Source organism: Amycolatopsis saalfeldensis, from assembly GCF_900110575.1.
GTDB classification, from domain to species: Bacteria; Actinomycetota; Actinomycetes; order Mycobacteriales; family Pseudonocardiaceae; genus Amycolatopsis; species Amycolatopsis saalfeldensis.
Genome location: NZ_FOEF01000011.1, coordinates 231,151 through 255,217 on the forward strand (window position 1 = coordinate 231,151; position 24,067 = coordinate 255,217).

Consider the following 24,067-nt stretch of genomic DNA (forward strand, 5'->3'; position numbering starts at 1 on the left):
CGTCCCCGATCGTCCCGATTCGCTCCACCCGGCCACTCTACAGGTGTAGAGTCCACTACATCCGCAGAGGAGGACGTCATGGCACAACGGCACGCCGTGGTGGTCGGCGGCGGCATCGGCGGGCTGAGCGCGGCGGTCGGGCTGCACCGCGTCGGCTGGCGGGTGACGGTCTACGAGCGCGCCGCCGCGTTCGACGCGATCGGCGCCGGGATTTCGTTGTGGCCCAACGCCCAGCGCGCGCTGGCCGAGCTGGGCGTGCGCCCGCCGACGGCCCCGCAGCGCGGCGGCGGCCTGAGCACGGCAACCGGGCGGCGGCTGGCGCGCTGGGACGCGGCGACCTTCGAACGTCGTTACGGCCTCCCGCTCGGCGTGGTCCACCGCGCCGACCTGATCGAAGCGCTGTGCGCCGAGCTGCCCGCGTCGAGCCTGCGCGCCGGGGTCACCGTCATCTCCGTTTCGCCGGACGGCCTCGTCCGCCACGGCGACGGCGAGGTGCGCGCCGACCTCGTGGTCGCCGCCGACGGCATCAACAGCCCGGTGCGACAAGCGTTCTGGCCGTCTTCGCGGCTGGCTTACAGTGGCAGCACAGCGTTTCGCGGCGTCGTCGAACTGCCGGAAGCTCCGCGGCTGAGCACAACGTGGGCGCGCGGCACGGAGGCCGGCGTGCTGCCGCTGCACGACGGCCGCGTCTACTGGTGGGTCGCCGAGGCCGTCCCCGAAGGCATCCGGCACGCCGACGTGCGCGCTCACCTGGCGTCGGTCTGCGGCGGCTGGCACGCGCCGATCCCGGAGCTGATCGCGTCGACGCCGGAAATCCTGCACCACGACGTGTTCCAGCTGGCTACCCCGCTGCCCGCGTACACCCGCGGCCGGGTGGCGCTGCTCGGCGACGCCGCACACGCGATGCCGCCGTTCCTCGGCCAGGGCGGCTGCCAGGCGATCGAAGACGCCGTGGTCCTGGCCGCCACGATGTCCACTTCGGACACGGTTTCGACGGCTTTGGCCCGCTACGACGCGGAACGCCGGCCACGCAGCCAGCATGTCGCGCGCGCCTCCATCCGGGCCGGCGCCGCCGGTCCGCTGCTGCGCAACCGCGTGGCGCTGGCCGTTCGCAACAGCCTGCTGCGCCTCGCCCCGAGTTCGGTGACCGCGAGGGTCGGCGGCGACATCAACGCGTGGTCACCGCCCAGCCTCAGCCCTCACCGCCCACCAGCCCCGCTTCGTAGGCCGCGATCGCGGCCTGCACCCGGTTGCGCACACCCAGCCGGGTCAGGATCGTGCTCACGTGCGCCTTGACGGTGCCCTCCACCACGTACATCCGCGCGGCGATGTCCGCATTGGACAGTCCGCCGCCGAGCAGCGTCAGCACTTCGCGCTCGCGCACGGTCAGCGCCTCGATCCGTTCCCGCGCGGCGACACCGCGGCTGAGCTGCCCGCCGGAGAGCCGCGAGATGACCCGGTGGGCCACCTTCGGCGAGAGGAACGCCGCCCCGTCCGCGACGGCCCGGACCCCCGCCAGCAGCTCCCGGGGATCCCCCGACTTCAACAGGAAACCGCTCGCGCCGAGGCCGAGGGCGCGTTCGATGTAGGCGTCCTCGCCGAAGGTCGTCAACATGATCACGCCCGTTTCCGGCAGCAGGCGGCGGATCTCCCCGGCCGCGGCGAGGCCGTCGAGCACCGGCATGCGGATGTCGAGGAGCACGACGTCGGGCCGGGTCGCCAGTGCCTGTTCGACGGCCGCGCGCCCGTCACCCACCTCGGCCACCACCTCGATGCCCTCACCGGTGGCGAGGATCGCGGCGACGCCCGCCCGGATCATGGCCTCGTCGTCGGCCAGCAGCACCCTGGTCACCGTCGGTCCTCACTGTAGTAGTCCTTCTCCACCAGCCGTCCGTCCACAAAGCACAGCCGGTAGACGGCATAGTCGGAGTTCGTCCAGCTGCGCCCGGTCCCGTAGTACTCGCAGTTCGCGCCCGGCGGCACCGGCGGCTCGCCGTCCAGCGGCTTGGCGATCCGCTGGCGCGCGGGCAGCAGCCCGGCGAACGACGCGCGGGGCGCCCCGATCCGCAGCTGCTGGTAGGCCCCCATCGGCAGCTCGGAATCCGACCACTGCACCAGGAACACGAGCCCGCCCCCGGCGATCACCACGCCGAACATCAGCAGCGGGATCACGATCGCCTGCACCAGGCTGCGCCGCACGTCCCGGCGCGCCAGCTCCAGCTCCCGCGCGGCCGTCGACGGCCCGACCACGGCCTCGGCGGCGTCACGGCTCTCCGGCGTTTCCTCGACCGGCGCCGCATCGTGCGGCAGCCGCGCCACCAGCTCGAACCCGCCCAGCTCACCGGTCCGCGGGCCGGCGTGCAACGTGCCGCCGACCAGCCGCACGCGCTCGCGCAGGCCGATCAGGCCCCGTCGCCCCGAGGCGCCGGGCAGCGGGCCCGCGGGCGGCGCCGCGTTCAGCACCCGGACCTCCGTCGTCTCGGCCGAACTCAACACCCGCACCGTGACGGCGGCGCCCGGCGCGTGCTTCGCGACGTTCGTCAGCGCCTCCTGCAGCACGCGGTACGCCGCGCGCGCCACCATCGGCGGCGCGGCCACGAGATCGTCCACTTGCGACTGGATCAGCAGCCCGGACGCGCGCGCCCGGTCGACCAGCTCGCCCAGATCGCCCTGCACCGGCTCCACCGGCGCCGCGTCCTCGCGCAGCACGCCGATGATCTCGCGCAGCCGCTCGGTCGCCGTCGCCGCGCTTTCCCGCAGCTCCCCCGCGGCCGTGCGCTGCGGCTCGGCCAGCCCGCCCGCGACCTCCAGCGCGGCGGCCCGCACCGCGATCAGGCTCAGCTCGTGGCCGAGCGAGTCGTGCATGTCGCTGGCGATCCGCGCGCGCTCCCGCAGCCGGGCCTGATCGGCGACGAGCCGCTGCCGGCTCTCCATCTCCGCGGCCAGCCGCCAGCCCGTGCGCGAAAGGGCCCCCCGCGTCCGCACGAACCGGCCGAGCAGCCACGGCGTCACGGCCGCGAACGCCATCACCCCGAGCATGCCCGCCCAGGCCTCCAGCCCGGCGGCGGGCACGAGCAGCGCCACCGGCAGGCCGGCGAGCACGATGCCGCCGCACACCACGGCCACCAGCCACACCCGCGTCGTCCGCAACCCCGCGCGGTAGGCCATGGCGACCATGAAGAAGACCTCCCACACAGCCACCCGCCCGCCCCAGCCGACGGCCACCACCACGGCCGTCGACATCGTCACGGCGAGTGCGAACGTCGGGTACCGGCGCAGGGTCACGGCGGCCACCGCCACCGCGACCAGCCCGCCCGCCAGCTCCCAGCGGCTCGGGTTGTTCGAGGCGTCGATCACCACCAGCAGCGAGAGCAGGAACCAGGCCAGGACGTCGAACACCACCGATCGCCAGCGCCTGGCCGCCTCCTTCATGGCCCAGACGCTACAAGCGCGGCGGCCGGCGTCACCACTGCCGAAAGTCAACCCCGCTCGCTCTGCGCCACCGCGGCACTGGGGCATGATGGGTGACCATGGCCGAGCGCACCCTCGCCGAGCAACTCGGCGGCCCACTCCCCGCAGGCATCGAAGCCCTGCCCGAGGAGCAGAAGCGCGACCTCGCGCAGGCCCTGCGCGACGCCCGGCACCGGCAGGCCAAGGCGCTCGGCGAAGCGGGCGAGGAAGGCCTCCGGTACGTCCCGGCGCTGCTGCGCGGGGCCGTCCGCAAGGTGGTCGGGCTGTGAACCCGGAGATCCTCAAGCTCGCGCGGGTGCTCGGCGTCGAGCCCGAGCGGCTGGCCTACCTGTCCGACGTGGACCTCGCCGACCTGCAGCTGTTCCGCGAGCAGGCGACCACCACGCTGTTCGACGCGAACCTCGTGGTGCTGGAGCGGATGGCGCTGGCCAGCCGGCTGCTGCCCGCGCCGCTGATCGCGAAGATCGCGGAGAAGGTGTTCGGGCCCCTGCTGTGCGCGCGGATCGCCGGGCTGGTCGACGTCTCCCGCGGCGTCGACGTCGCGAAGCGGCTGCCGCCGAAGTTCCTGGCCGAAGTGGCGGCCGAGCTGGACCCGCGGCGCGCGACGGCGATCATCACGCGCATCCCGCTCGACACCGTGCTGGCGGTCGCGCGGGAGCTGACGCGGCGGGAGGACTGGATCACCCTGGGCCGGTTCGTCGGGCACCTGCCGGACCCGACCGTGCGGCGCAGCCTCGCCCTGCTGTCCGACGAAGCGCTGTTGCGCACCGCGTACGTCCTCGACGACAAGTCACGCATCGACCACGTGATGGGCCTGCTGCCCGAAGGCCGTCTGCCCGGCCTGATCCGCGCGGCCGCGGCGGACGAGACGCTGTGGGAGCCCGCCCTCGACGTGCTGTCCCACCTCGGCGAAACTCGCCGAGCCGCGGTCCTGCCGCTGCTCGACGAGCTGCCGGAAAGCCTGCGCGCCCGCGCTCAGGCCACGATGAGGTAGATCCCGTAGGCGACCACCGCCGCGCAGACGGCGAAGCAGACGACCGAACCGGTCAGCTGCACGGTGCCCGTGCCACCTTGTTCCTTCGCCGACTCGCGCTCGGACAGCCCGCGGATGCCGTAAGCGAACAGCGTGGTCAGTACCACGGCGGCGACCAGCGCGACGACGAAGACCTCGCCGAGCGCGCCCCAGTTGATGTCCATGCCCGCTCCCTCAAGCCGCGACCGGGGCGGCCTCGACGGCCTCCGGCTCATTGATGGTCTCGGCCGTCACCGGGTTGCGCCGCGAGGCGAGCCAGATGCCCAGCGCGAGGATCACGCCGATCCCGCCGACCAGCACCGTGCCCCAGCTGCCCTGCGTCGAGATGACCGCGGCGAGCGCGCCGACGATGGCGGCGGCCGGCAGGGTCAGCACCCAGGCGATGGCCATTTTGCCCGCGACGCCCCAGCGGACCTCGGCGAGCTTGCGGCCGAGGCCGGAGCCGATGATGCCGCCCGATGTCACGTGCGTCGTCGACAGCGCGAAGCCCAGGTGCGAGGAGGCCAGGATGACCGCCGCCGAGCTGGTCTCCGCCGCGAAGCCCTGCGGCGTCTGGATCTCGGTGAGCTTCTTGCCCATCGTCTGGATGATCCGCCAGCCGCCGAGGTAGGTGCCGGCCGCGATCGCCAGGCCGCAGGCCACGATGACCCACAGCGGCGGGTTCGAGCCGGGCGCGAGCGTGCCGCCGGCGATCAGCGCCAGCGTGATGACACCCATGGTCTTCTGCGCGTCGTTGGTCCCGTGCGCGAGCGAGACCAGGCTGGCCGAGAGCACCTGGCCGGTCTTGAAGCCCCTGCCCACCACCTTCTCCCGCGACTTCTGCGTGATGCGGTAGGTGAGGAACGTGCCGACGAGCGCCACGATGCCCGCCACGACCGGCGACGCGACCGCGGGGATCAGCACCTTCTCGATCACCTTGCCGAAGTGCACGGCGTCGGCGCCGGACGCGATCCAGGTCGCGCCGATCAGCCCGCCGAACAGCGCGTGCGAAGAGCTCGACGGCAGCCCGACCAGCCAGGTCACCAGGTTCCAGATGATCGCGCCGATCAGCCCGGCGAAGATCACCACCGGGGTCACCTTGGTGTCGTCGACGATGCCGCCGGAGATCGTCTTCGCGACCTCGATCGACAGGAACGCACCGACCAGGTTCAACACGGCGGAGATGCCGACCGCGACCTTCGGCTTGAGCGCGCCCGTGGCGATCGACGTCGCCATCGCGTTCGCCGTGTCGTGGAACCCGTTGGTGAAGTCGAAGGCGAGTGCCGCCACGACCACCACCAAGACGATCAGGGAAAAGTCCATGCGCGCTCTCCATCTTCGGCCGAAGTGCCGATTCGACGCTACTCACGATCGGGGGACCCCCGATCCCACCGGAATGTCGAGTTACTGAACTCTGGGTGAACCCGTTTTTTCCTGCTGTACGAAATGTTCTGATTGACGGAATTGCGTCAGGGGGACTTCTCTGGAATTCCTTGATCTTTCCGGCCTACGGTGGGCCCGTGGAACTGCATGGGAAGCACATCGTCATCACCGGCGGCGCCGGCGGGATCGGCCGCGCGCTGGTCGAACGGTTCACGCGGGAGGGCGCCCGCGCGATCGTCGTGGCCGACGCCGACCTCGAAGGAGCCCGCGCGGTCGCCGCGGAATTCGGTGCCACGGCGAGGAAGTTCGACGCCGGGCTCGAATCGGACGTGACCGGCCTGATCGACTTCGCCACCGAGGCCAACGGCCCGATCGACGTCTACTTCTCCAACGCCGGCGTCGGCGGTCCCGCGGCCGGGCCGGAGACCCCCGACGGCGAATGGGACCGGCTCTGGCGCATCCACGTGATGTCGCACGTGTGGGCGTCGCGAATTCTCGTGCCGCGGATGACCGAGGCCGGCGGCGGCTATCTGGTGAACACCTCGTCCGCCGCAGGCCTGCTGATCCAGCCGTCCGCGATGGCGTACACGGTCACCAAGCACGCCGCGGTGTCCGTCGCCGAGTGGCTTTCGATGACCTACCACCACAACGGCATCCGCGTTTCCTGCGTCTGCCCGCAGGCCGTGCAGACGCGGCTGCTCGACGAAGCCATGGGCCAGTCCTCCGGGGCGTCCGAAGTGGTCGCCGCCGCAGGCGTGCTGCAGCCCGCCGACGTCGCCGAGGCCGTGGTCGAGGGCATGCGCGCCGAACGGCTGCTGATCCTGCCGCACAAGGACGTCGCCGAGCGCATGGTCCTGCGCGCCACCGACCACGAGGCCTGGCTCGCCAGCGTCCGCACGCTCGTCGAGGGCGGGGCCGCCCGATGATCCGCGGCATCCACCACCTCGCCATCGCGACGCTCGACATCAAGCGCACCACGGCCTTCTACGTCGACCTGTTCGGCTGCGAGGTGATCAGCGACTGGGGCTGGCAGGTCGGCACGGACGTCGCGGACCAGATCACCGCGCTGCACGACTGCTCTGCCCACAGTGTCATGCTGCGCAAAGGAAACGCGTACATCGAGCTGTTCGAGTACACCAGCCCCGAGCCCGGCCCCGGCGACCCCGCGCGCCGCGTCTGCGACCCCGGCCTGACGCACCTGTGCTTCGACGTCACCGACCTGGACGCCGAGCACGAGCGCCTGGTCGCCGCGGGCATGACGTTCCACTGCCCGCCGCAGCTGGTCGCGCCGAACGTGCGCACCACGTACGGCCGCGACCCGGACGGCAACGTGGTCGAGCTGCAGGAGGTCCTGGACGAGACGCATCGCATCGCCGTCCCGTGGCTGCCCGGGCGGGGGCTCGCCGGTGAGTGACCTGCGAGAGCTGACGCTCGAGATCGGCGAGCACCGGCACACCGCGCTGGCCGCCGGCCCGGAAACCGGCGAGCTCGTCCTGCTGCTGCACGGCTGGCCCGAGTTCGCCGATTCCTGGACGGCCGAGCTGCGCGCCCTCGGTGCCGCCGGCTGGCACGCCGTGGCCGTGGACCAGCGCGGTTACGCCCGCGGGGCCCGCCCGCCCGGCGTCGGCTCGTATTCGATCGACCACCTGGCCGCGGACGCACTGTCCTTTGCGGACACTCTGGGCGCAGGCCGATTCCACCTGGTCGCCCACGACTGGGGCGGCATGGTCGCGTGGGTGCTCGCCACCCGCCACCCGGAGCGCCTCCGCTCCCTGTCGGTCCTCGCGACCCCGCATCCCGTGGCCCTGCAACGAGCCGCCCAGTCCGACGAGGAGCAGAACCGCAACCTGGACTACGTCCGCTTCTTCCGCGCCCCCGGCGGCGTCGCCGAGGCATCCCTGCTGGCCGACGGCGCGTCCCGCCTGCGCGCCGCCTACGCCGGCCGCATCCCGGAAGCGCAAGTGGAGCACAACGTCCGGCGCCTCACGGAGCCAGACGCCCTCACCGCCACGCTCAACTGGTACCGCGGCGCCACCGACGACGCGTTTACCATCCCCGCCGGCCCCATCACGGTTCCCACGCTCTACCTGTGGGGCGCCCAGGACACCAAGCTGGGCCGCGGCGCCGCCACGCTCACCCGCGAGCTGATCGAGGGCCCGTACCAGTTCGAGATCCTGGAAGACGCGAGCCACTGGCTGCCGGAGGAGGCAGCGGACCAGGTGATTCCCTTGGTGCTGAACCACTTGGCCGCGCACCCGGCCTGACCCCGGTGTGGGGAGCCCCGGCTCAGCCCGGCAGCGGGTCCTGCCCCACCCGCCTCGGGCCGACCGCGGCGCCTGACCCCACCACCTCAGACCGGCAGCGGGACTTGCCCACCACCCCGAACCAGCCGCAAGCCCCGCCCCACTACTTCGAACCGGCCGCAGGCCCAGCCCCACTACCTCGAACCAACCGCAGGCCCTGGCACAGAACCTCAGACCGGCGCCGGTCCTGCCCCACCACCTCGAAGAACCGGCAGCGGGACCTGCCCCCACCGCCCCGAACCAGCCGCAAGCCCCACCCCACCACCCCACCACCTCACACCGGCAGCGGGTCCTGCCCCAGGAACTGGTGCCCGTTCGCCGCGGACTCGCGGACTGCGGCGAATCCCTTGGCCAGCATGGCTTCCTCGTAGGCGGCGATCGCGCCGTCGGCCACCGCCGCCGTCACCCCTTCCCGCAATGCGCCCGCCAGCGCGGCCCCGTCCCGCAGCGCGCAGTTCGCCCCCGCGCCGGCGGCCGGGCTCATCGCGTGCACCGCGTCCCCCAGCAGCGTCACCCGGCCGGAACCCCACGGCGAGAACGGCACGCTCGTCCGGATCACCAGCGGGAACACGGTTTCCACCGCCCAGCGCGACACCATCGCCCGCACCCGCGGATGCCAGCCGTCGACGAGTTCCAGCGCGAGCTCCTGCAGCTGCCGGCCCGAGAGCCCGGACAGTTCCTCCTCGGACAACCCGATCGCCTCGCGCCGCAGGCCGACCGAGCACGTCATGAACGGTTCCGGGTGCGCCACCGGCGCCACGCCGACCATCGTGTGCCCGGGCCCCACCATCATGGTGAACACGGCGTGCATCTCGTCGTCGAACAACAGCCGGGCCTCGTCGTCGAGCGGGATCTTGCCGTACAGCTGACGCAGCCCGGTGTCCGCGATCCGCGCGTGCGGCAGGCACTGGCGCCGGACGGGCGAGCTCACCCCGTCCGCGCCGACCAGCACCCGGCCGCGCGCCGAGGTCCCGTCCGCGAAGTGCGCGGTGACCCCGCTGGCGTCGCTTTCGTAGTGGGTGAGCCGTTTTCCGAAGTACACATCGTCGAGCCCGCTCAGCAGGACGCGCCGCAACGTCATGCGGTTCACGTTGAACCCCGCGTCCGGGAACTCCCGCACAGACTGCAATGTGAGCTGATGGTCGTACAACGGCACAGTGGGGTTGGGCCGCAACGACGTCTCCAGGAACCGCTCGTACAGCTCGTCTGACAGCACTTCCCGCAACGCAGCGGCGCCGTGCTCATCGATGTGCAGCCGGTATCCCTGGAGCCGGGCCTCCGGCGACGCATCCCGTTCGTAGACAGCACAAGGGATTCCGGCCCGCCGCAGCCCCTGGGCGAGGCACAGTCCCCCGATCCCCGCCCCGATCACGACCACACCGTCTTCGGGCACAGCAGGATTGCTCGTCACAGACACGGCAAAGTCCCCTCACAGACGTATCGACTGAAAAGGGACGCACGGGGTTCACGCGAGCCGAGCCTGACGGCCGCGAGATGCCGGGCGAATCATCCGGACTAACCCATACCGGACTGTGTCTTCGCGCGTCCTCCGGTTCCAGGTTAGCGGATTCGCTCCCCCCGTCGCCAGACTCCGTAGGTGAGCGGGACTCCCGGCCGGTACGCCAGGTGAGTGACCGACGGCGCGTCCAGCACGTGCACATCCGCCCGCGCCCCCACCCTCAGCACACCCACGTCTGCCCGCCGCAGCGCCCGCGCCCCGCCCGCGGTGGCCGCCCACACCGCCTCGTCGATGGTCATCCGCATCTGCAGAACCGCCGTGGCGACACAAAAAGCCATCGACGTCGTATACGAGCTGCCGGGATTGGCATTGCTGGCCAACGCGACCGTCGCCCCCGCGTCCAGCAGTCGCCGCGCCGGCGCGAGGGACTGGCGAGTCGAGAGGTCGCAAGCCGGCAGCAGGGTCGCGACAGTGTCGGACGCCGCGAGGGCCGCCACATCCTCGTCACTCAGGTACGTGCAGTGGTCGACGCTCGCCGCGCCGTGCTCCACCGCCAGCCGCACCCCCGCGCCTTCCCCGAGCTGGTTGCCGTGCACCCGCAGCCCGAGGCCCCGCCCGGCCGCGGCCTTGAGCACCCGTGCCGACTGCGCTTCGTCGAACGCCCCGGTCTCGCAGAACACGTCCGCCCACCGCACGTGCCCCGCCACCGCGTCGAGCATCTCGCCGCAGACCAAGTCCACATAGGACTCCGCGTCGGCGCCGGGCGGCACGAGGTGGGCGCCCAGGAACGTGACCTCGTCGGCCACCGCCGCCGCGATCCGCGCCGAGCGGGCCTCGTCGGCGACGGTCAGCCCGTACCCGGTCTTGGTCTCCAGGCACGTCGTTCCCTGCGCGGCCGCTTCATCGACATGTCGACTCAGGTTCCGGGTCAGCTCCTCGTCGGAGGCCGCCCGCGTCGCGCCGACCGTGACGGCGATTCCCCCTGCCGTATAAGGCTTCCCGGCCATCCGTGCCTCGAACTCGGCGGTGCGGTCACCGGCGAAAACCAGGTGGGTGTGGCTGTCCACCCAGCCCGGCAGCACCGCTCGCCCCTCGACGTCCACGCGCTCGTCGGCGGCCGGCGCGCGAACGGCCGGCCCGACCCACGCGACGACACCGCCGTCCAGCACCAGCGCGACGTCAGCCGGCTTGCCCAGCTCGGCGTCGTTCGTGGTGAGCTCGCCGATACCCGTGATCAGAGTTGCCACAACGCCTCGATCTCCTTGGCCAGTACGGTTTCCGGTCGCTCCACCAGCAGATGCCCGCCGTCGCGGACCACCTCGCGGCCCGCCACCACGACACTGCGCACGTCGGTGGCCGCGGCCGCGAACACCACCCCGGACGGCTCAGCCCCGGCCGTGCGAACCGAGTCCATCGCGACCGTCACCAGGTCCGCCCCGGCGCCGACCGCCAGCTCGCCCACCTCCGGCCAGCCGACCGCGGCGTGATCGGTGCCCGCCGCCAGCAGTTCCTCGACGCTGAACCGGCCGCGCTGTTCACTCGCCAGCCGGTCGTCCAGCTCCAGTGCCCGGGTCTCCTCGAACGCGTCGACCACGGCGTTGCTGTCACTCCCGATGCCCAGCCGCGCCCCGGCGTCGAGCAGCGCCCTGGCCGGGCCGATGCCGTCGCCGAGGTCCCGCTCGGTGGTCGGGCAGAAGCAGACCCCGGCGCGCGCGTCGCCGAGCCGCTTGATGTCCTGGTCAGTGAGGTGGGTGGCGTGCACGGCGGTGAGCCGCTCCCCCACCACCCCGTGGCTGTGCAGGAGTTCGGTCGGCGTCATGCCGTACGCGGCGAGGCACTGTTCGTTCTCGGCCCGTTGTTCGGAAAGGTGGACGTGCAGCGGCCGGTCCGCGGGCACACCCTTGTCCACTTCGGACAGCTGAGCATCGGGCACCGCGCGGACCGAGTGGATCGCGCCGCCCACCCGGAACCCAGCTTCTTCCTCGAGCAGCGAGACGCGTTCCGCCCACCGCTGCGCGGAGCCGTCGGAAAACCGTTGCTGCACCTCGTCCGGCGGCACACCGATGCCGCCCGCGAGGTAACAGGTATCAAGCAGCGTCAGGCGAATCCCGGCATCACGCGCCGCCTCGCGCAGCGCCTCACCCATCGCGTTCGGCGACGCGTACGGCTTCCCGCCCGGCGCGTGGTGCAGGTAGTGGAACTCGCCGACGCTCGTGTACCCGGCCAGCACCATCTCCGCGTATACCCCGCGCGCGAGCCGGTAGTAAGAATCCGGATCGAGCCGCGCGGCGAGGGAGTACATCCGCTCCCGCCAGGTCCAGAACGTGCCGCGCTCGTGGTGGGTCCGCCCCCGCAACGCCCGGTGGAACGCGTGGGAGTGCTCGTTCGCGAACCCCGGCAACGTCAGTCCGTTGAGGATGGTGCCGACCCGCGGCGCGTCCTGCGTCACCGCGGTGACCCGGCCGTCCGCCACCTCGATCAACACCCCGTCGGCGATCCCGCCGGGCAACCACGCTCGCTCACACCAGAAGGCCTTCATGCCGCCAGCCGCTCCAGCACCTCGGCCAGCGCCCGCGCGCCGGTCTCGACGTCGTCAACCTCAGCGAACTCCTCCGGCGAGTGGCTGATCCCCGTCGGATTGCGCACGTACAGCATCCCGGCCGGCACGAACCCGGACAGGATCGCCGCGTCATGCCCGGCCCCGGTGGGCAGCTCCGGCGGATCGCCGAGCCATCCGCCCAGGTCACGGCGCAGACCCGCGTCGAAGACCACGTCGTCCGAATAGGACTCGCGTGTGACCGCCAGGCGACAGCCTTCAGCCTCGGCCGCCGCCCCGGCCGCCTGCCGGATCTCCTCGACCAGCTCGGGCGTGCCGGTGCCGGGCACCCGCGCGTCCAACCACAGGTCCACAGTGGACGCGATCACGTTGGTGCCGCCGGGCGTCGGAACCAGCCGTCCGACGGTGGCGCGCGCGTCGGCGTGCGTCCGCGCCAGCCGCCGGACGGCGACCACGGTCTCGGCCGCGGGCAGCATCGGGTCGGCACGGTCGGCGATCAACGTCGCCCCGGCGTGGTTTCCCTGGCCTTCGAACGAGAACCGCCACCGGCCGTGCGCGATCACGGTACTGCCGACCGCCACCGGCCGGCCGAGGTCGACCAGACCGCGGCCCTGCTCGACGTGCAGCTCGAGGAACCGCCCGACCAATGCCAGCCGGTCCGGGTCGGCGCCCAGCCGCTCGGCGTCGAGGCCGGACTTCACGGCCGCCTCGGCGAACGTGACCCCGCTCTGATCACGCAGCCCGCGCGCCTTGTCCGCGTCGATCGTCCCGGTCAGCAGCCGCGAGCCGAGGCAGGGCACCCCGAACCGGCCGCCCTCCTCCTCGGCGAACACCACCACGGCGAACGGCTTGACCGGGCGAAATCCCTTGCGCTGCAAGGACTCCACTGCCGCCAGCGCACTCGCCACCCCGAGCGGCCCGTCGAACGCGCCGCCGCCGGGCACCGAGTCGAGGTGGCTGCCGGTGACCACCGCGTCCGGCCCCGGCGCGCCCCACCAGGCCCACAGGTTGCCGTTTCGGTCGGTCTCGACGTCCAGCCCGAGCCGCTGCGCCCGCTCCACGAACCACGTTCGCAGGTCGTGCTCCGGCGCGTCGAACGCATGACGCGAGTAGCCGCCGCGCTTGCCGTCACGGCCGACGTCGGCGATTTCCTCCAGCAGACCGGACGCTGTCACTGCTCATCCCGCATCGGCACCCGGACGCCGCGCTCGTCGGCGACGTCGGCCGCGCGCTCGTACCCGGCGTCCACGTGCCGGATCACGCCCATGCCCGGGTCGTTCGTGAGCACCCGCTCCAGCTTCTGCGCGGCGAGCGGCGTGCCGTCGGCCACACTCACCTGGCCGGCGTGGATCGACCGGCCCATGCCGACGCCGCCGCCGTGGTGGATCGACACCCAGCTGGCGCCCGACGAGGTGTTGACCAGCGCGTTGAGCAGCGGCCAGTCGGCGATGGCGTCGGAGCCGTCGGCCATGCCCTCGGTCTCCCGGTACGGCGAGGCGACGCTGCCGGAGTCGAGGTGGTCGCGGCCGATCACCACGGGGGCCTTCAGCTCGCCGCTGGCCACCATCTCGTTGAACCGCAGCCCGGCCAGGTGCCGCTCGCCGTAGCCGAGCCAGCAGATCCGCGCGGGCAGCCCCTGGAACGCCACGCGCTCACCTGCCAGCTTGATCCAGCGCGCGAGGGATTCGTTCTCCGGGAACAGTTCCAGCATCGCGCGGTCGGTCGCCGCGATGTCCTCGGGGTCGCCCGAGAGCGCCGCCCAGCGGAACGGGCCGTTGCCCTCGCAGAACAGCGGCCGGATGTAGGCGGGCACGAAGCCCGGGAAGTCGAACGCGCGCTCGCAGCCGCCCAGCTTCGCCTCGCCGCGCAGTGAGTTGCCGTAGTCGAAGACCTCGGCGCCGGCGTCGAGGAAGCCGAGCATCGCGTTCACGTGGTCGGCCATCGACTCGCGCGCGCGGTCGGTGAACTCGTCGGGCTTCTTGGCGGCGTAGTCCGCCCAGTCGTCCACGGAAATGCCCTTGGGCAGATAGGAAAGCGGGTCGTGCGCCGAGGTCTGGTCGGTGACGATGTCGACCTCCACCCCGCGGCGGAGCAGCTCCGGCAGCACCTCGGCGGCGTTGCCGACAACGGCGACCGAAAGCGCCCGCCGCTCCTTCTTGGCGGCGGTGACCCGGCGGATCGCGTCGTCGAGGTTGTCGGCCACCTCATCGAGATAACGGGTCTCGACCCGGCGGTGCGCACGCTGCGGATCGCACTCGATCACGAGCGCCACGCCGTCGTTCATCGTGACGGCGAGCGGCTGCGCGCCGCCCATCCCGCCGAGCCCGGCGGTAACGGTGAGGGTGCCTTTCAGCGTGCCACCGAAGCGTTTTTTGGCGACGGCGGCGAACGTCTCGTACGTACCCTGCAGGATGCCCTGCGTGCCGATGTAGATCCACGAGCCGGCCGTCATCTGGCCGTACATCGTGAGGCCCTGCTGTTCCAGGCGCCGGAACTCCGGCCAGGTCGCCCAGTCGCCCACCAGGTTCGAGTTCGCGATCAGCACCCGCGGCGCCCACTCGTGCGTGCGGAACACGCCGACCGGCTTGCCGGACTGGACGAGTAGCGTCTCGTCGACCTCCAGCGCGGTCAGCTCGCGGGTGATCGCGTCGAAGCTCGCCCAGTTGCGGGCCGCCTTGCCGGTGCCGCCGTAGACGACCAGGTCGTCCGGCCGCTCGGCGACCTCGGGGTCGAGGTTGTTGTGGAACATGCGCAGCGCGGCCTCGGTCTGCCAGCTCTTCGCGGTGAGCGTGGTGCCGCGGGCGGCGCGGACGGTGCGGGCGGTGCTCATCGGACCTCCAGTTCGGCGGCGGCCAGGACGGCGCCCGACCGCACGAGTTCTTCGGCGGCCGCGATCTCGGGCGCCAGGTGACGGTCGGGGCCGGGGCCCTCGACCTTGGTGCGGAGCAGCTCGCGGACCCGGCCGGTGACCGGCGAGGGCTCCAGCGGCGCCCGGAAGTCCAGCGCGCGGGCGGCCGTGAGCAGCTCGATCGCCAGGACGGTGGTGAGCCCGTCGACGGCCTTGCGCAGCTTGCGCGCCGCCGACCAGCCCATGGACACGTGGTCCTCCTGCATGGCGCTGCTCGGGATCGAGTCGACCGAGGCCGGCACCGCGAGCCGTTTGAGCTCGCTGACCACGGCGGCCTGCGTGTACTGGGCGATCATGTGGCCGGAGTCGACGCCGGGGTCGTTCGCGAGGAACGGCGGCAGGCCCTGCGAACGGGCCTTGTCGAGCATCCGGTCGGTGCGGCGCTCGGCGATGCTGGCGACGTCGGCGACCGGGATGGCCAGGAAGTCCAGCACGTACGCCACGGGCGCGCCGTGGAAGTTGCCGTTGGACTCGACCCGGCCGTCGGCCAGCACGACCGGATTGTCCACAGCGGACCGCAGCTCGCAGTCCGCGACGAGTTCCGCGTGGGTCAGCGTGTCCCTCGCGGCGCCGTGGACCTGCGGCGCGCACCGCAGCGAGTAAGCGTCCTGCACGCGGTTGCAGTCCGGCCCGCGGTGGCTTTCGACGATCTTCGAGCCCTGCAGCGCCGCGAACATGCGCGCGGCGGACTTCGCCTGGCCGGGGTGCGGGCGCAGGGCCTGCAGGTCGGCGGCGAAGGCGCGGTCCGTGCCGAGCAGCGCCTCCACGCTCATCGCGGCGGTGAGGTCCGCGACGTCCAGCAGCCGGTGCAGGTCAGCGGCCGCCAGCAGCAGCATGCCGAGCATGCCGTCGGTGCCGTTGGTGAGCGCGAGGCCCTCCTTCTCGGCGAGGACCACGGGCTCGATGCCCGCCAGCGCCAGCGCCTCGGCGGCCGGTTTCGTCCGGCCCTCGTGAACGACCTCGCCCTCGCCCATCAACGCGAGCGCGACGGCCGCGAGCGGGGCGAGGTCACCCGAGCAGCCGAGCGAGCCGTACTCGTGGACGATCGGGGTGATGTCGGCGTTGAGCAGGGCCGCAAGCGTTTGCGCGGTCTCCGCCCGGACGCCGGTGTACCCGCTGGCGAGGGTGCGCAGGCGCAGCAGCATGAGCGCGCGGACCACCTCGGGCTCCACCGCCGGCCCGGCGCCCGCGGCGTGCGAGCGAATCAGGCTGCGCTGCAGCGCCGTGCGGCTCTCGAGCGGGATGTGCCGCGTCGCGAGCGCGCCGAAGCCCGTCGAGACGCCGTACGTGGGTGTCGTGGCGTGCGCGAGGTTCTCGATGTGCTGGCGGGTGGCGGCGAGGTTCTTCCCGGCCGCGTCGGTCAGCCCGACGGTCGCGTGGCCGCGGACGACGTCGACGACGTCCGCCGCGGTCATCGGCTGCGGGCCCAGGAGTACTTGTTCCGGCATGGGGCCATTGGACAACGATCGGCGGCGGGGCGGGAGTCGCGGCCGGGTGGTTGTGTCTGGTATTCAAGACAGTGCGTGGCCGGGGCGTCGGCGCGTGGTGCGAGTGTCCCTCTCGTGCACGTCGATGCGCTCCGTTCGCGACGGTGGTGGGCTTGGGTTGCCGGACACCGCTCACGCGCGGACCGGATTGAAGTTGATGGGCTTCGCTCGCAACGGAGGTGTGCTTGGGTTGCGGACTCCGCCCACGCGCGGGCCGGATTGGAGTTGATGGGCTTCGCTCGCAACGGAGGTGGGCTTGGGTTGCCGGACACCGCCCACGCTCGGACCGGATTGAAGTTGATCGGCTTCGCTCGCAACGGAGGTGTGCTTGGTCACCGGACACCGCTCACGCGCGGACCGGATCGGAGTTGATCCGCTCCGCTCGCAGCGGAGCCGAACTCGGGTGGGGTTGCTCAACCCGCTCGCGCCGGATCCGGAAATGAGCCGGCGTTGCGGGGCTCCGCTCGCGCCCAGCGCCAGGCTCGGCCTGCAAGGCGCCGGACCCAGGCCGGAGCTACCGTCCGCCAGGAGGAATGCCGGACCTGGTCCGGAACGGAAGGAGGCCATCCGTGAGCAGTTCGGACGTCCCCGCGCTCCGCAGCGGCTTGGCCGTGCTGCGGCTGCTGGCGGGCCACGCGGGCCCGGTCTCGGCCGCGGCCATCGCGCGTGACCTGCACTTGCCCCGCTCGACCACGTACCACCTGCTCAACGAGCTGACCGCGGCCGGCTTCGTCGCCCACCTGCCGGCCGAACGCCGTTACGGATTGGGCATCGCCGCCTTCGAACTGGGCTCGGCCTACCTGCGCCACGACCCGCTGGAGCGCCTGGCGGGGCCGTTGCTGCGCAAGCTCGTGGACCGCATCGGGCACACCGCGCACCTGGGCGTGCTGCACGGCAACGAGTCCCTGTACCTGATCAAGGAGCGTCCGGCCCGCCCGGAAACCCTGGTCACCGACGTCGGTGTGCGGCTGCCCGCGCACCTGACGGCGTCGGGCCGCGCGATGCTGCGCCACCTGCCCGCCGCGCACGTCCGCGCCCTCTTCCCGTCCTCGGCGTCGTTCGTCCGCCGCACCACCCGCGGCCCGGACTCACTGGCCGCCCTGCGCCGCACCCTCGCCGCCGAACGCCGCCTCGGCTGGTCCCTGGAAGACGGCCACGTCACGGCCGGCTTCGCCTCCGTCGCAGCCCCCGTCTTCGACCACGGCGCCCGCCCCCTGGCGGCGATCAGCGTGACCCTGCGCCACCACTGCCCGGAGGACACCCCGTGCCGGGAAACGTTCCCCACCCTGGCCGGCGAGGTCGCCACCGCCGCCGCCGACCTGACCACCCGCATCGGCGGCAGCGTCCCCGCCTGAACGTCGTGGAAATACCGACGGGTGCTGACATTACTCCGTTCGCCGATTCACGATCTCCCCGATCGGACTATTCGGCGATTCGGATTGTTACAGATCGCAAACGCGTAAACCCCTGGTGCAGGACGTTCACGTCCTTTCGAATGGCGCCCACAACGCCTCCCGCACCCCCTGGAGACCACGTTGAACCAGGTCACGACAACCCGCTCGCCCGATCATGAATATTCCACTCCCATATACCCCTCCCCACCGCATCCGAAAACGATAAGATTTATCCCGTTTGCGAGACACGCGGTTCCGAAAACAGTGTTCGAGTCAGGCGTAACGGGGAGAACGCAGATGACTGAACAGCCAGGGGCGCCGGACGATGCGGAAAGCACTCTCGGCAGGGCGAGCTTCTTCACCATTGATCATCCGGCCGACGGCGGCAGCGCGGCCGGTTTCCGCCTGAGCCGGGAGGCGATGATCGCGGAGCTGGCGAATTTGGAGAGCCTGCGAGACACCATCGACAGACAGGTGGACACGGCCCGGCCCATGTGGTCGATCCTGTCCCCAGGGCAGGATCCGGCTTCCCTGCGCAACACCGACGCCAGCAACACCTCCGGCGACTTCTACCGAGGTCATCTCGGCCGGGAGAGCGGGTATCTCAGCACTGTCATCCAGAAGATGCGAGCAGCGCTCGGCCTTCACGAGACGACCGATCAGCAAGCCGGCACCGCCGTCAAGCAGGCCGGCCAGGGACCAGTCTGATGGCCATCCGTACCTGCTGGGTGACTCTCGGATTGAGCGTATCCGCGATAGCGCTGTCCGCATGCTCAAGCGACCCCGGACATGCCATGCCGAGCGCCACCCCGCCGTCATCAGAGCCAGGAGTCACGCCCCCAGATCCCGCGCCGCCCAAGATCGCGAACCCCCTGCCGGCAGGTGTCTTGAGCGGCGACCCGTGTCGGGCGCTGACCCCAGGCCAGGTCACTAACCTGCTGGGAGCTCCCGCGAACGGCGAAGCCCAGGACACCGGGCTCGCGCACATGTGCCACTGGGCGAACCTCGACCGGGGTTCCTCCATCAGCGTTCAGTTCGTATACGCGTGGCCGGACGGCCTCCGCAACGTCTACGCGAAGAAGAACAAAGGGTTCTTCAAGGAGCTGGATCCCGTACAGGGTTATCCGGTGACGGCGTATGGGCCAGAAGACGAACGCCCGACTGGGCGGTGCGGTGTCGCTGTCGGCGTTGCGGACAACGCCGCCTTCGAAGCGGACGTCACCATCTCCCGATCGAAGGTCGGCCAAGCCGACGCCTGCGACTCCGCCCGACGAATCAGCGACGCGGTGATCACCACTCTGAAAGGCGGCGCGTGATGGGGTTCGGGCCGACTGAAGCATTCGTCGCGTACCTGAAGCAGATGCAGGCCGAAGGCAAGATCATCCCGCCGGGCGAGCTGGTCCGCCGGGTCAAGGCCGGGCCAGGGCCGGCGAGTCTCGGGAATGCGCAGAGCGCCAGCGCGAAGCAGGCGAGCGCGCAAATGGGCATCGAGGCAGACACGCTGGCTGCGGTGGGCCGCCTCGAGAGCGCCTGGTCGGGTCAAAGCGGAGATACCGCCAGGGGATCGCTGCGCCCGCTCGCCGACGTGGCCATAACGGCGTCGATTGCCTTGCACGACAGCCAGAACGCCCTCACCGACCAGGCGCATGCGTTCGCCTCGACCCGCGACTCGCTCCACGACGTGTCGGACGAAGCGCCGTCGAAGTCCTTTTTGGACATAGTCACCCCGTGGGACACCGACAACGAGGACCAGATCAACCGGCGCAACGCAGCGATCCAGCAGAACAATGCCGCGTATCAGGCCTTCACCGGAACCAGCGACGACCACGCCAGGAAGATGCCCATCGACTACGGCCAGGTCCCCGACTCGGCGGAAGGCGCCTACGCCCTGCAACCCGCACCGGACCAAACCCACGTCGAAAGCAAGGACCACCGCCAGAAGATCGTCACCCCAAACCATGCCGGCGGCCCCGGGCAAGTGGTGGACCAACCAGGATCGACCGCGGTGCCGCCACCGGCAGGGCACTACGCCAACCCTGAAGCGCAGCAGCCGTCGTTCCACGTTCCGGCAACAGCACACGGTGACGACGGAACCGGCACCTCCGGATACGTCCCGCCGGTCACCGGCGCGGATGACCCATGGGGATTCACCGCGGGTAGCTCCAACAGCCCGAGCTTTCCCGCCCACAGCAGCACCGGCGATGACCTGACCGATTCTCTGGGAACCGGCGGCAGCGCACGGGGGGCAAGCAACGGCTCCAGCGCTTCGCCGCGCGGCGGTGGTACGGGCGAACCGGGCAAGGCGACCGGCACCGGCCGGCTCGGCGGCACGGCCGAATCCGGCGTGCGACGCGGAACAAGCCCAGGAGCGACCGGTGCCCGGGGCACCAACGGCATACCCCTCACCTCCAGCGCCGGCAAGGGCGACAAGGAAAAAGACCAGGAACACAAGACTCCCGCCTACCTCCAGGAAGCCGACCCCAACGCCCTCTTCGGTTACGACGGCAAAGCCACGCCACCAGTGATCGGCAAGTAGGCGGCATCCAAGCGGGGGGACATCGTGATGCTGCTCGACGAGCCCGTGACCGTGCCGCGGCTGGCGGTCGCGAAAGCGTGGGAGTGGGAACAGGTCGGGCCGGCTCATCCGGTGCTCGGCGTCGTGGACGTCTGGGTCGAAGGCGAAGCCGCCGAACGGTTGGACGAGCTGGCCCGGCAAGCGCTGGCCGAGCCCGGGTTCTATCACTTGCGCACCGGGCGGGTCACCGGAAGGCTCCGTGACCTGCTGTTGGCAATCGCCAACGCCGACACCGAATGCTACGGCTGGTCCACCGACCGCCGCGGCCACGAGCGCGCGATGCTCGCCGTCCCAGTCGGGCGCAACGCAGTGCTCGCCACTGTCGAAAACGACCTGCTGACCCTGGCGACGATCAAGGCAAACCACCTGGTCCACGCCATCGTGGACAGCCTGCCGGACTTCCCGGCCGCCGACATCCACGAGTTCGCCATCCCGAAAGCCGACTACGAGCCGAGGACGACCGGCAGCTACACCCTCGACACCACCAGCGACTACACCGCCGCCGAGCAGCTCCGCACCCTGATGACCTCACCACGAGCAGCCAGCCACCAGCTCTACGTCGCCGCCCGTGCCGACAGCACCCGGCAGTCCAGCGTGCCGCTGACCGCCGTGGACACCAACGACCACGGCCGCGTCCTCACCTACCTGAGCACCACACCCACCGGCGACCACGACATCACCTGCGGCCCCGGCACGCCCGCCTACCTGGCCGCAACCCTGCAGAACACCCTGGCCGCCCTCCGCGAGTGACCCCAACACCCGACAACGCACCAAAGGCCCGCACCCTCTGCGGGCGCAGGCCCGACCATCGCAACGTCACCACGGCCTGGGGGTCCGGGAGCGAAGCCGACCGCGCCCACTCACACAACGTCACCACCACGATGGGGATCCAGAGGCTCGCCCCGAGCAGAGTTTGGGGGTCGCACTCCAAAAAACACCCGACAACGCAACAAAAGCCCGCCCCCTCCGCGGGCCTAGGCCCGACCATCGCAACGTCACCACAGCCTGGGGGTCCGGGGGCGAAGCCCTCCGGGCGGGGTCTGGGGGTTGCACCCCCGGAAACAGGACCGGGGCGAGCCGGTTCGCGAGTTCCGCGAACACAACCCGCCCCGAGAACCGGTGGAGGTGCCGGGAATTGAACCCGGGTCCTCTAGCGTCTTGCCAGGGCTTCTCCGTGCGCAGTCCGCTATGTCTCTACTCGGCCCCTTCAGTCACACGAACAAGCTGAAGTGACGGGCCCAGCCACTGTTTGCTTCCCAACCAGGACCCGTGGCCGGGACTGGCGGTAAGCCTCCTAGCTGATGCCGGCTACCGGGTCGGAGGCGATCCCGGGCCGACAGACTCACTCTGCTACTTAGGCAGCAAGAGCGAAGTCGCGCTGGCTATTGGCCTTGGCGCTTATTGGTTTGCGATGACGCTTGCGGTGGTCTCTCGCCTGCACCGGCACGCTTCCCCTGACTCAACGTCCAGAGTCGAAACCGTTCACCCCCTCGTAGGTGCTACATAACCTCTCCATCATAACGCCATCGGCAAGCCGATTGATCCCGGCCGGGGTGGGGCTGGCCCTACCGGCAACATGCCCGCTCGCCCCCTGTCCCCTCGGCGGCTCCCGGAGCGATGCTGTGCAGGTCAGCCGCACAGATGAGGAGCCCCGCCATGGTCACCGCTTCAACCGGGAGGCGCCGGAACCCGCCGTTGGGCGGGGGCCTGGCGTTCCTGCTGCTCAACCTGCCGCTCGGGATCGTGTCGTTCGCGCTGATCGTCACGCTGTTCTCGGCGGGGGTCGGGACGGCCGTGGTCTGGGTGGGCGTCCCGCTGCTCGCCCTGCTCGTGCTGCTGGCACGCGGCGCGGCGCGCCTGGAGCGGGCCCGCGTGTTCGCCATGCTCGACACCTACATCGACGTGCCGTACCTGCCGCTGCCCGAAGGCGGGCGCGCCCGCTGGACGACCCGGGTGAAGGACCGGGCCACCTGGCGCGACCTCGCGTACCTCTTCCTGCTGTTCCCGGTCGGCCTGATCGAGTTCGTGCTGGTCGTGACGTTCTGGGCCACGAGCCTCGGCCTCATCGCGCTGCCGGTGTACTACCGCTTCCTTCCCGACGGCGCCTACTTCTTCCCGAGCTACGATGTGCGCTGGATCATCGTCGACTCGACGGTGGCCGCGCTGCCGTGGGCGGCGCTGGGGGTGCTGTTCGCCGCGCTGTCCGTGGCGCTGACCAGGGGGCTGGCCAAGCTGCACGCCGGCTTCGCCGTGGCCATGCTGCGGCCGACGGTCGCCCAGCGGCACCGCATGGAGCGCTCCTGGAACGAGATCGACGGAATGAGCACGGTGACCGGATGACCACGGAGCAGCAGCTGCCGCCGGAGCATCCGCGGCCCAACCCGGCCCGCACCATCGTCTACATGATCGTCAGCTTCGTGTTCCGGCTGGTGCAGTTCATCCTGATCGTCGTGGGCGCGGTGGTCGGCGTCGCCACGGTGGTGGTCTGGGTCGGCTTCCCGATCCTGCTCGCCACCACCGGGTTCGTCCGCTGGTCGGGCGACATGGAACGGCGCTGGGCGCGCACGATGCTGCGCTCGCCGCTGACGTCGGTGGAGCGCCTGCCGCTCGAGGGCCAGTCCCTCACCCGCCGCTGGCTCACCCGCCTCACGGACCCGACGACCTGGCGCGACCTGTCGTACCTGATGATCGCGTTCCCGCTGGCGGTCGCGGAGCTGCCGGTGGCCATCGCGTCCATCGTGCTGCTGCCGATGGCGATCTGGGTGACGCCGTGGCTCGGCTGGCTGCACGGCAACCTCGCGATGTCCCTGCTCGGCCCGAACCGCACGAAGAAGCTGGAAGCGAAGGCCGAGCACCTGCAGGCGTCACGGGCCCGTGGCGTGGACGCCGCCGAGGCCGAGCGCCGGCGGATCGAGCGCGATCTGCACGACGGCGCGCAGCAGCGGCTGGTGGCCGTCGCGATGAGCCTCGGCCGCGCGAAGTCGAAGTTCGACAACGACCCGGACGCCGTGCGCGACCTGATCGACGAGGCGCACTCGGACGCCAAGCTGGCCGTCTCGGAGCTGCGCGACCTGGCCCGCGGCATCTTCCCCGCCGTGCTGGGCGACCGCGGTCTCGACGCGGCGCTGTCGGCGCAGGCGGCCAAGTCCCCGATCCCGGTGGACGTGCACGTGAACGTGGAGCCGCGCCCGCCGGCCGCGGTCGAGACCACGGCGTACTTCATCGTCGGCGAGACCCTCACCAACATCGCCAAGCACTCCGGCGCCACCGAGGCGATCGTGAAGGTCTGGCGCAGCGACACGCACGTCATCGTCGAGATCACCGACAACGGCCACGGCGGCGCGGAGGTGCGCCCCGGCGGCGGCCTGGCCGGGCTGGCGGACCGCGCGGCCACGATCGACGGCGTCATCACGGTGGTGAGCCCCGTCGGCGGTCCGACCGTCATCCGCGCCGACCTGCCGTGCCAGTGGTGACCGGCTCGTGAGTGAATAGCCCCGGAGCTTTTCACTCACGAGCCT

At 71.3% G+C, this 24,067-nt stretch carries 23 protein-coding genes and 1 other RNA gene; 13 read left to right on the forward strand and 11 right to left on the reverse strand.

The window, feature by feature from the left end; genetic code table 11:
- Window positions 1-78 precede the first annotated feature (78 nt).
- Window positions 79-1,296, forward strand: a complete 1,218-nt coding sequence (locus BMY97_RS24895; protein ID WP_091620414.1) for an FAD-dependent monooxygenase — start codon at window positions 79-81, stop codon at window positions 1,294-1,296.
- Here the strand turns inward: BMY97_RS24895 and BMY97_RS24900 are convergent.
- Both BMY97_RS24900 and BMY97_RS24905 read right to left on the reverse strand, forming a co-directional pair.
- The gene (locus tag BMY97_RS24900; RefSeq protein ID WP_091620415.1) at window positions 1,193-1,852 is read right to left on the reverse strand and encodes a response regulator transcription factor; all 660 of its coding nucleotides are present in this window, start codon (window positions 1,850-1,852) and stop codon (window positions 1,193-1,195) included. The two genes, BMY97_RS24895 and BMY97_RS24900, sit on opposite strands and share 104 nt — an antisense overlap.
- Complete coding sequence (locus tag BMY97_RS24905; RefSeq protein ID WP_091620418.1) at window positions 1,849-3,432, reverse strand: sensor histidine kinase; 1,584 nt, start codon at window positions 3,430-3,432, stop codon at window positions 1,849-1,851. Before BMY97_RS24905 ends, BMY97_RS24900 begins: the two co-directional genes overlap by 4 nt.
- A 98-nt stretch (window positions 3,433-3,530) precedes the next feature.
- On the opposite strand from BMY97_RS24905, the gene BMY97_RS24910 reads away from it, so the two are divergent.
- Both BMY97_RS24910 and BMY97_RS24915 read left to right on the forward strand, forming a co-directional pair.
- The gene (locus tag BMY97_RS24910; RefSeq protein WP_091620420.1) at window positions 3,531-3,740 is read left to right on the forward strand and encodes a hypothetical protein; all 210 of its coding nucleotides are present in this window, start codon (window positions 3,531-3,533) and stop codon (window positions 3,738-3,740) included.
- Window positions 3,737-4,465: a hypothetical protein gene (locus tag BMY97_RS24915; protein ID WP_091620423.1), complete on the forward strand. Its 729-nt coding sequence runs from the start codon at window positions 3,737-3,739 to the stop codon at window positions 4,463-4,465. Before BMY97_RS24910 ends, BMY97_RS24915 begins: the two co-directional genes overlap by 4 nt.
- Here the strand turns inward: BMY97_RS24915 and BMY97_RS24920 are convergent.
- Window positions 4,447-4,668 (reverse strand): hypothetical protein, encoded by a 222-nt coding sequence (locus tag BMY97_RS24920; protein WP_091620426.1) that lies wholly within the window; start codon window positions 4,666-4,668, stop codon window positions 4,447-4,449. The genes BMY97_RS24915 and BMY97_RS24920 overlap by 19 nt on opposite strands.
- Before the next feature lie 10 nt (window positions 4,669-4,678).
- On the reverse strand, window positions 4,679-5,806 hold the full coding sequence (locus BMY97_RS24925; RefSeq protein ID WP_091620428.1) for an inorganic phosphate transporter: 1,128 nt from the start codon (window positions 5,804-5,806) through the stop codon (window positions 4,679-4,681).
- A 197-nt stretch (window positions 5,807-6,003) separates the two neighbouring features.
- On the opposite strand from BMY97_RS24925, the gene BMY97_RS24930 reads away from it, so the two are divergent.
- From BMY97_RS24930 to BMY97_RS24940, 3 genes are read left to right on the forward strand one after another with little or no spacing between them, the layout of a single operon-like run.
- Window positions 6,004-6,792 (forward strand): SDR family oxidoreductase, encoded by a 789-nt coding sequence (locus BMY97_RS24930; protein ID WP_091620431.1) that lies wholly within the window; start codon window positions 6,004-6,006, stop codon window positions 6,790-6,792.
- A complete protein-coding gene (locus BMY97_RS24935; protein ID WP_091620434.1) occupies window positions 6,789-7,280 on the forward strand; it encodes a VOC family protein in 492 nt (163 codons plus the stop codon). Before BMY97_RS24930 ends, BMY97_RS24935 begins: the two co-directional genes overlap by 4 nt.
- Window positions 7,273-8,130 carry an alpha/beta fold hydrolase gene (locus BMY97_RS24940; protein WP_091620437.1) on the forward strand — a complete coding sequence of 286 codons (858 nt, stop codon included), beginning with the start codon at window positions 7,273-7,275 and terminating at the stop codon, window positions 8,128-8,130. Before BMY97_RS24935 ends, BMY97_RS24940 begins: the two co-directional genes overlap by 8 nt.
- A gap of 313 nt (window positions 8,131-8,443) precedes the next feature.
- On the opposite strand, the gene BMY97_RS24945 is transcribed toward BMY97_RS24940, so the two are convergent.
- The 6 genes from BMY97_RS24945 to hutH form a co-directional block, all read right to left on the reverse strand.
- A complete protein-coding gene (locus tag BMY97_RS24945; RefSeq protein ID WP_245787478.1) occupies window positions 8,444-9,586 on the reverse strand; it encodes an FAD-dependent oxidoreductase in 1,143 nt (380 codons plus the stop codon).
- A gap of 143 nt (window positions 9,587-9,729) precedes the next feature.
- Window positions 9,730-10,875, reverse strand: a complete 1,146-nt coding sequence (gene hutI / locus BMY97_RS24950) for an imidazolonepropionase (RefSeq protein ID WP_091620439.1) — start codon at window positions 10,873-10,875, stop codon at window positions 9,730-9,732.
- Window positions 10,863-12,167, reverse strand: coding sequence for a formimidoylglutamate deiminase (locus BMY97_RS24955; protein WP_091620442.1), 1,305 nt, complete (start codon window positions 12,165-12,167; stop codon window positions 10,863-10,865). Before BMY97_RS24955 ends, hutI begins: the two co-directional genes overlap by 13 nt.
- Window positions 12,164-13,360 carry an allantoate amidohydrolase gene (locus BMY97_RS24960; RefSeq protein WP_091620445.1) on the reverse strand — a complete coding sequence of 399 codons (1,197 nt, stop codon included), beginning with the start codon at window positions 13,358-13,360 and terminating at the stop codon, window positions 12,164-12,166. The genes BMY97_RS24955 and BMY97_RS24960 overlap by 4 nt, the downstream gene beginning before the upstream one ends.
- Window positions 13,357-15,015: a urocanate hydratase gene (gene hutU / locus BMY97_RS24965; RefSeq protein WP_091620447.1), complete on the reverse strand. Its 1,659-nt coding sequence runs from the start codon at window positions 15,013-15,015 to the stop codon at window positions 13,357-13,359. The genes BMY97_RS24960 and hutU overlap by 4 nt, the downstream gene beginning before the upstream one ends.
- Window positions 15,012-16,541 carry a histidine ammonia-lyase gene (gene hutH, locus BMY97_RS24970; RefSeq protein ID WP_091620450.1) on the reverse strand — a complete coding sequence of 510 codons (1,530 nt, stop codon included), beginning with the start codon at window positions 16,539-16,541 and terminating at the stop codon, window positions 15,012-15,014. Before hutH ends, hutU begins: the two co-directional genes overlap by 4 nt.
- A 572-nt stretch (window positions 16,542-17,113) precedes the next feature.
- On the opposite strand from hutH, the gene BMY97_RS24975 reads away from it, so the two are divergent.
- The 5 genes from BMY97_RS24975 (at window position 17,114) to BMY97_RS24995 (ending at window position 21,299) form a co-directional block, all read left to right on the forward strand.
- Window positions 17,114-17,935 carry an IclR family transcriptional regulator gene (locus BMY97_RS24975; protein WP_091620453.1) on the forward strand — a complete coding sequence of 274 codons (822 nt, stop codon included), beginning with the start codon at window positions 17,114-17,116 and terminating at the stop codon, window positions 17,933-17,935.
- Window positions 17,936-18,271: 336 nt separating this feature from the next.
- Window positions 18,272-18,682, forward strand: a complete 411-nt coding sequence (locus BMY97_RS24980; RefSeq protein WP_091620455.1) for a hypothetical protein — start codon at window positions 18,272-18,274, stop codon at window positions 18,680-18,682.
- On the forward strand, window positions 18,682-19,290 hold the full coding sequence (locus BMY97_RS24985) for a DUF3558 domain-containing protein (RefSeq protein ID WP_091620458.1): 609 nt from the start codon (window positions 18,682-18,684) through the stop codon (window positions 19,288-19,290). The genes BMY97_RS24980 and BMY97_RS24985 overlap by 1 nt, the downstream gene beginning before the upstream one ends.
- Window positions 19,290-20,510 carry a hypothetical protein gene (locus BMY97_RS24990; RefSeq protein WP_091620461.1) on the forward strand — a complete coding sequence of 407 codons (1,221 nt, stop codon included), beginning with the start codon at window positions 19,290-19,292 and terminating at the stop codon, window positions 20,508-20,510. Before BMY97_RS24985 ends, BMY97_RS24990 begins: the two co-directional genes overlap by 1 nt.
- Window positions 20,511-20,537: 27 nt before the next feature.
- A complete protein-coding gene (locus tag BMY97_RS24995; protein ID WP_091620465.1) occupies window positions 20,538-21,299 on the forward strand; it encodes an ESX secretion-associated protein EspG in 762 nt (253 codons plus the stop codon).
- A 367-nt stretch (window positions 21,300-21,666) separates the two neighbouring features.
- Here the strand turns inward: BMY97_RS24995 and ssrA are convergent.
- Window positions 21,667-22,039, reverse strand: a transfer-messenger RNA (tmRNA) gene (gene ssrA, locus BMY97_RS25000).
- A gap of 166 nt (window positions 22,040-22,205) precedes the next feature.
- Here ssrA and BMY97_RS25005 point away from each other — a divergent pair.
- Together BMY97_RS25005 and BMY97_RS25010 are read left to right on the forward strand one after the other, a co-directional pair.
- The gene (locus BMY97_RS25005) at window positions 22,206-22,889 is read left to right on the forward strand and encodes a sensor domain-containing protein (protein WP_091620467.1); all 684 of its coding nucleotides are present in this window, start codon (window positions 22,206-22,208) and stop codon (window positions 22,887-22,889) included.
- Window positions 22,886-24,022, forward strand: a complete 1,137-nt coding sequence (locus tag BMY97_RS25010; protein WP_091620470.1) for a sensor histidine kinase — start codon at window positions 22,886-22,888, stop codon at window positions 24,020-24,022. Before BMY97_RS25005 ends, BMY97_RS25010 begins: the two co-directional genes overlap by 4 nt.
- Window positions 24,023-24,067 lie beyond the last annotated feature (45 nt).

Excerpts from the sequence above, each read along its gene's own strand:
- BMY97_RS24975 (WP_091620453.1), top strand. The coding sequence starts at position 17,114 with ATGCCGGACCTGGTCCGGAACGGAAGGAGGCCATCCGTGAGCAGTTCG.
- BMY97_RS25005 (WP_091620467.1), top strand. The coding sequence starts at position 22,206 with ATGGTCACCGCTTCAACCGGGAGGCGCCGGAACCCGCCGTTGGGCGGG.
- hutU (WP_091620447.1), bottom strand. The coding sequence starts at position 15,015 with ATGAGCACCGCCCGCACCGTCCGCGCCGCCCGCGGCACCACGCTCACC.
- BMY97_RS24955 (WP_091620442.1), bottom strand. The coding sequence starts at position 12,167 with ATGAAGGCCTTCTGGTGTGAGCGAGCGTGGTTGCCCGGCGGGATCGCC.
- BMY97_RS24935 (WP_091620434.1), top strand. The coding sequence starts at position 6,789 with ATGATCCGCGGCATCCACCACCTCGCCATCGCGACGCTCGACATCAAG.
- BMY97_RS25010 (WP_091620470.1), top strand. The coding sequence starts at position 22,886 with ATGACCACGGAGCAGCAGCTGCCGCCGGAGCATCCGCGGCCCAACCCG.
- BMY97_RS24980 (WP_091620455.1), top strand. The coding sequence starts at position 18,272 with ATGACTGAACAGCCAGGGGCGCCGGACGATGCGGAAAGCACTCTCGGC.
- BMY97_RS24995 (WP_091620465.1), top strand. The coding sequence starts at position 20,538 with ATGCTGCTCGACGAGCCCGTGACCGTGCCGCGGCTGGCGGTCGCGAAA.
- BMY97_RS24895 (WP_091620414.1), top strand. The coding sequence starts at position 79 with ATGGCACAACGGCACGCCGTGGTGGTCGGCGGCGGCATCGGCGGGCTG.
- BMY97_RS24925 (WP_091620428.1), bottom strand. The coding sequence starts at position 5,806 with ATGGACTTTTCCCTGATCGTCTTGGTGGTGGTCGTGGCGGCACTCGCC.
- BMY97_RS24910 (WP_091620420.1), top strand. The coding sequence starts at position 3,531 with ATGGCCGAGCGCACCCTCGCCGAGCAACTCGGCGGCCCACTCCCCGCA.
- BMY97_RS24920 (WP_091620426.1), bottom strand. The coding sequence starts at position 4,668 with ATGGACATCAACTGGGGCGCGCTCGGCGAGGTCTTCGTCGTCGCGCTG.
- hutH (WP_091620450.1), bottom strand. The coding sequence starts at position 16,541 with ATGCCGGAACAAGTACTCCTGGGCCCGCAGCCGATGACCGCGGCGGAC.
- BMY97_RS24905 (WP_091620418.1), bottom strand. The coding sequence starts at position 3,432 with ATGAAGGAGGCGGCCAGGCGCTGGCGATCGGTGGTGTTCGACGTCCTG.
- BMY97_RS24985 (WP_091620458.1), top strand. The coding sequence starts at position 18,682 with ATGGCCATCCGTACCTGCTGGGTGACTCTCGGATTGAGCGTATCCGCG.
- BMY97_RS24990 (WP_091620461.1), top strand. The coding sequence starts at position 19,290 with ATGGGGTTCGGGCCGACTGAAGCATTCGTCGCGTACCTGAAGCAGATG.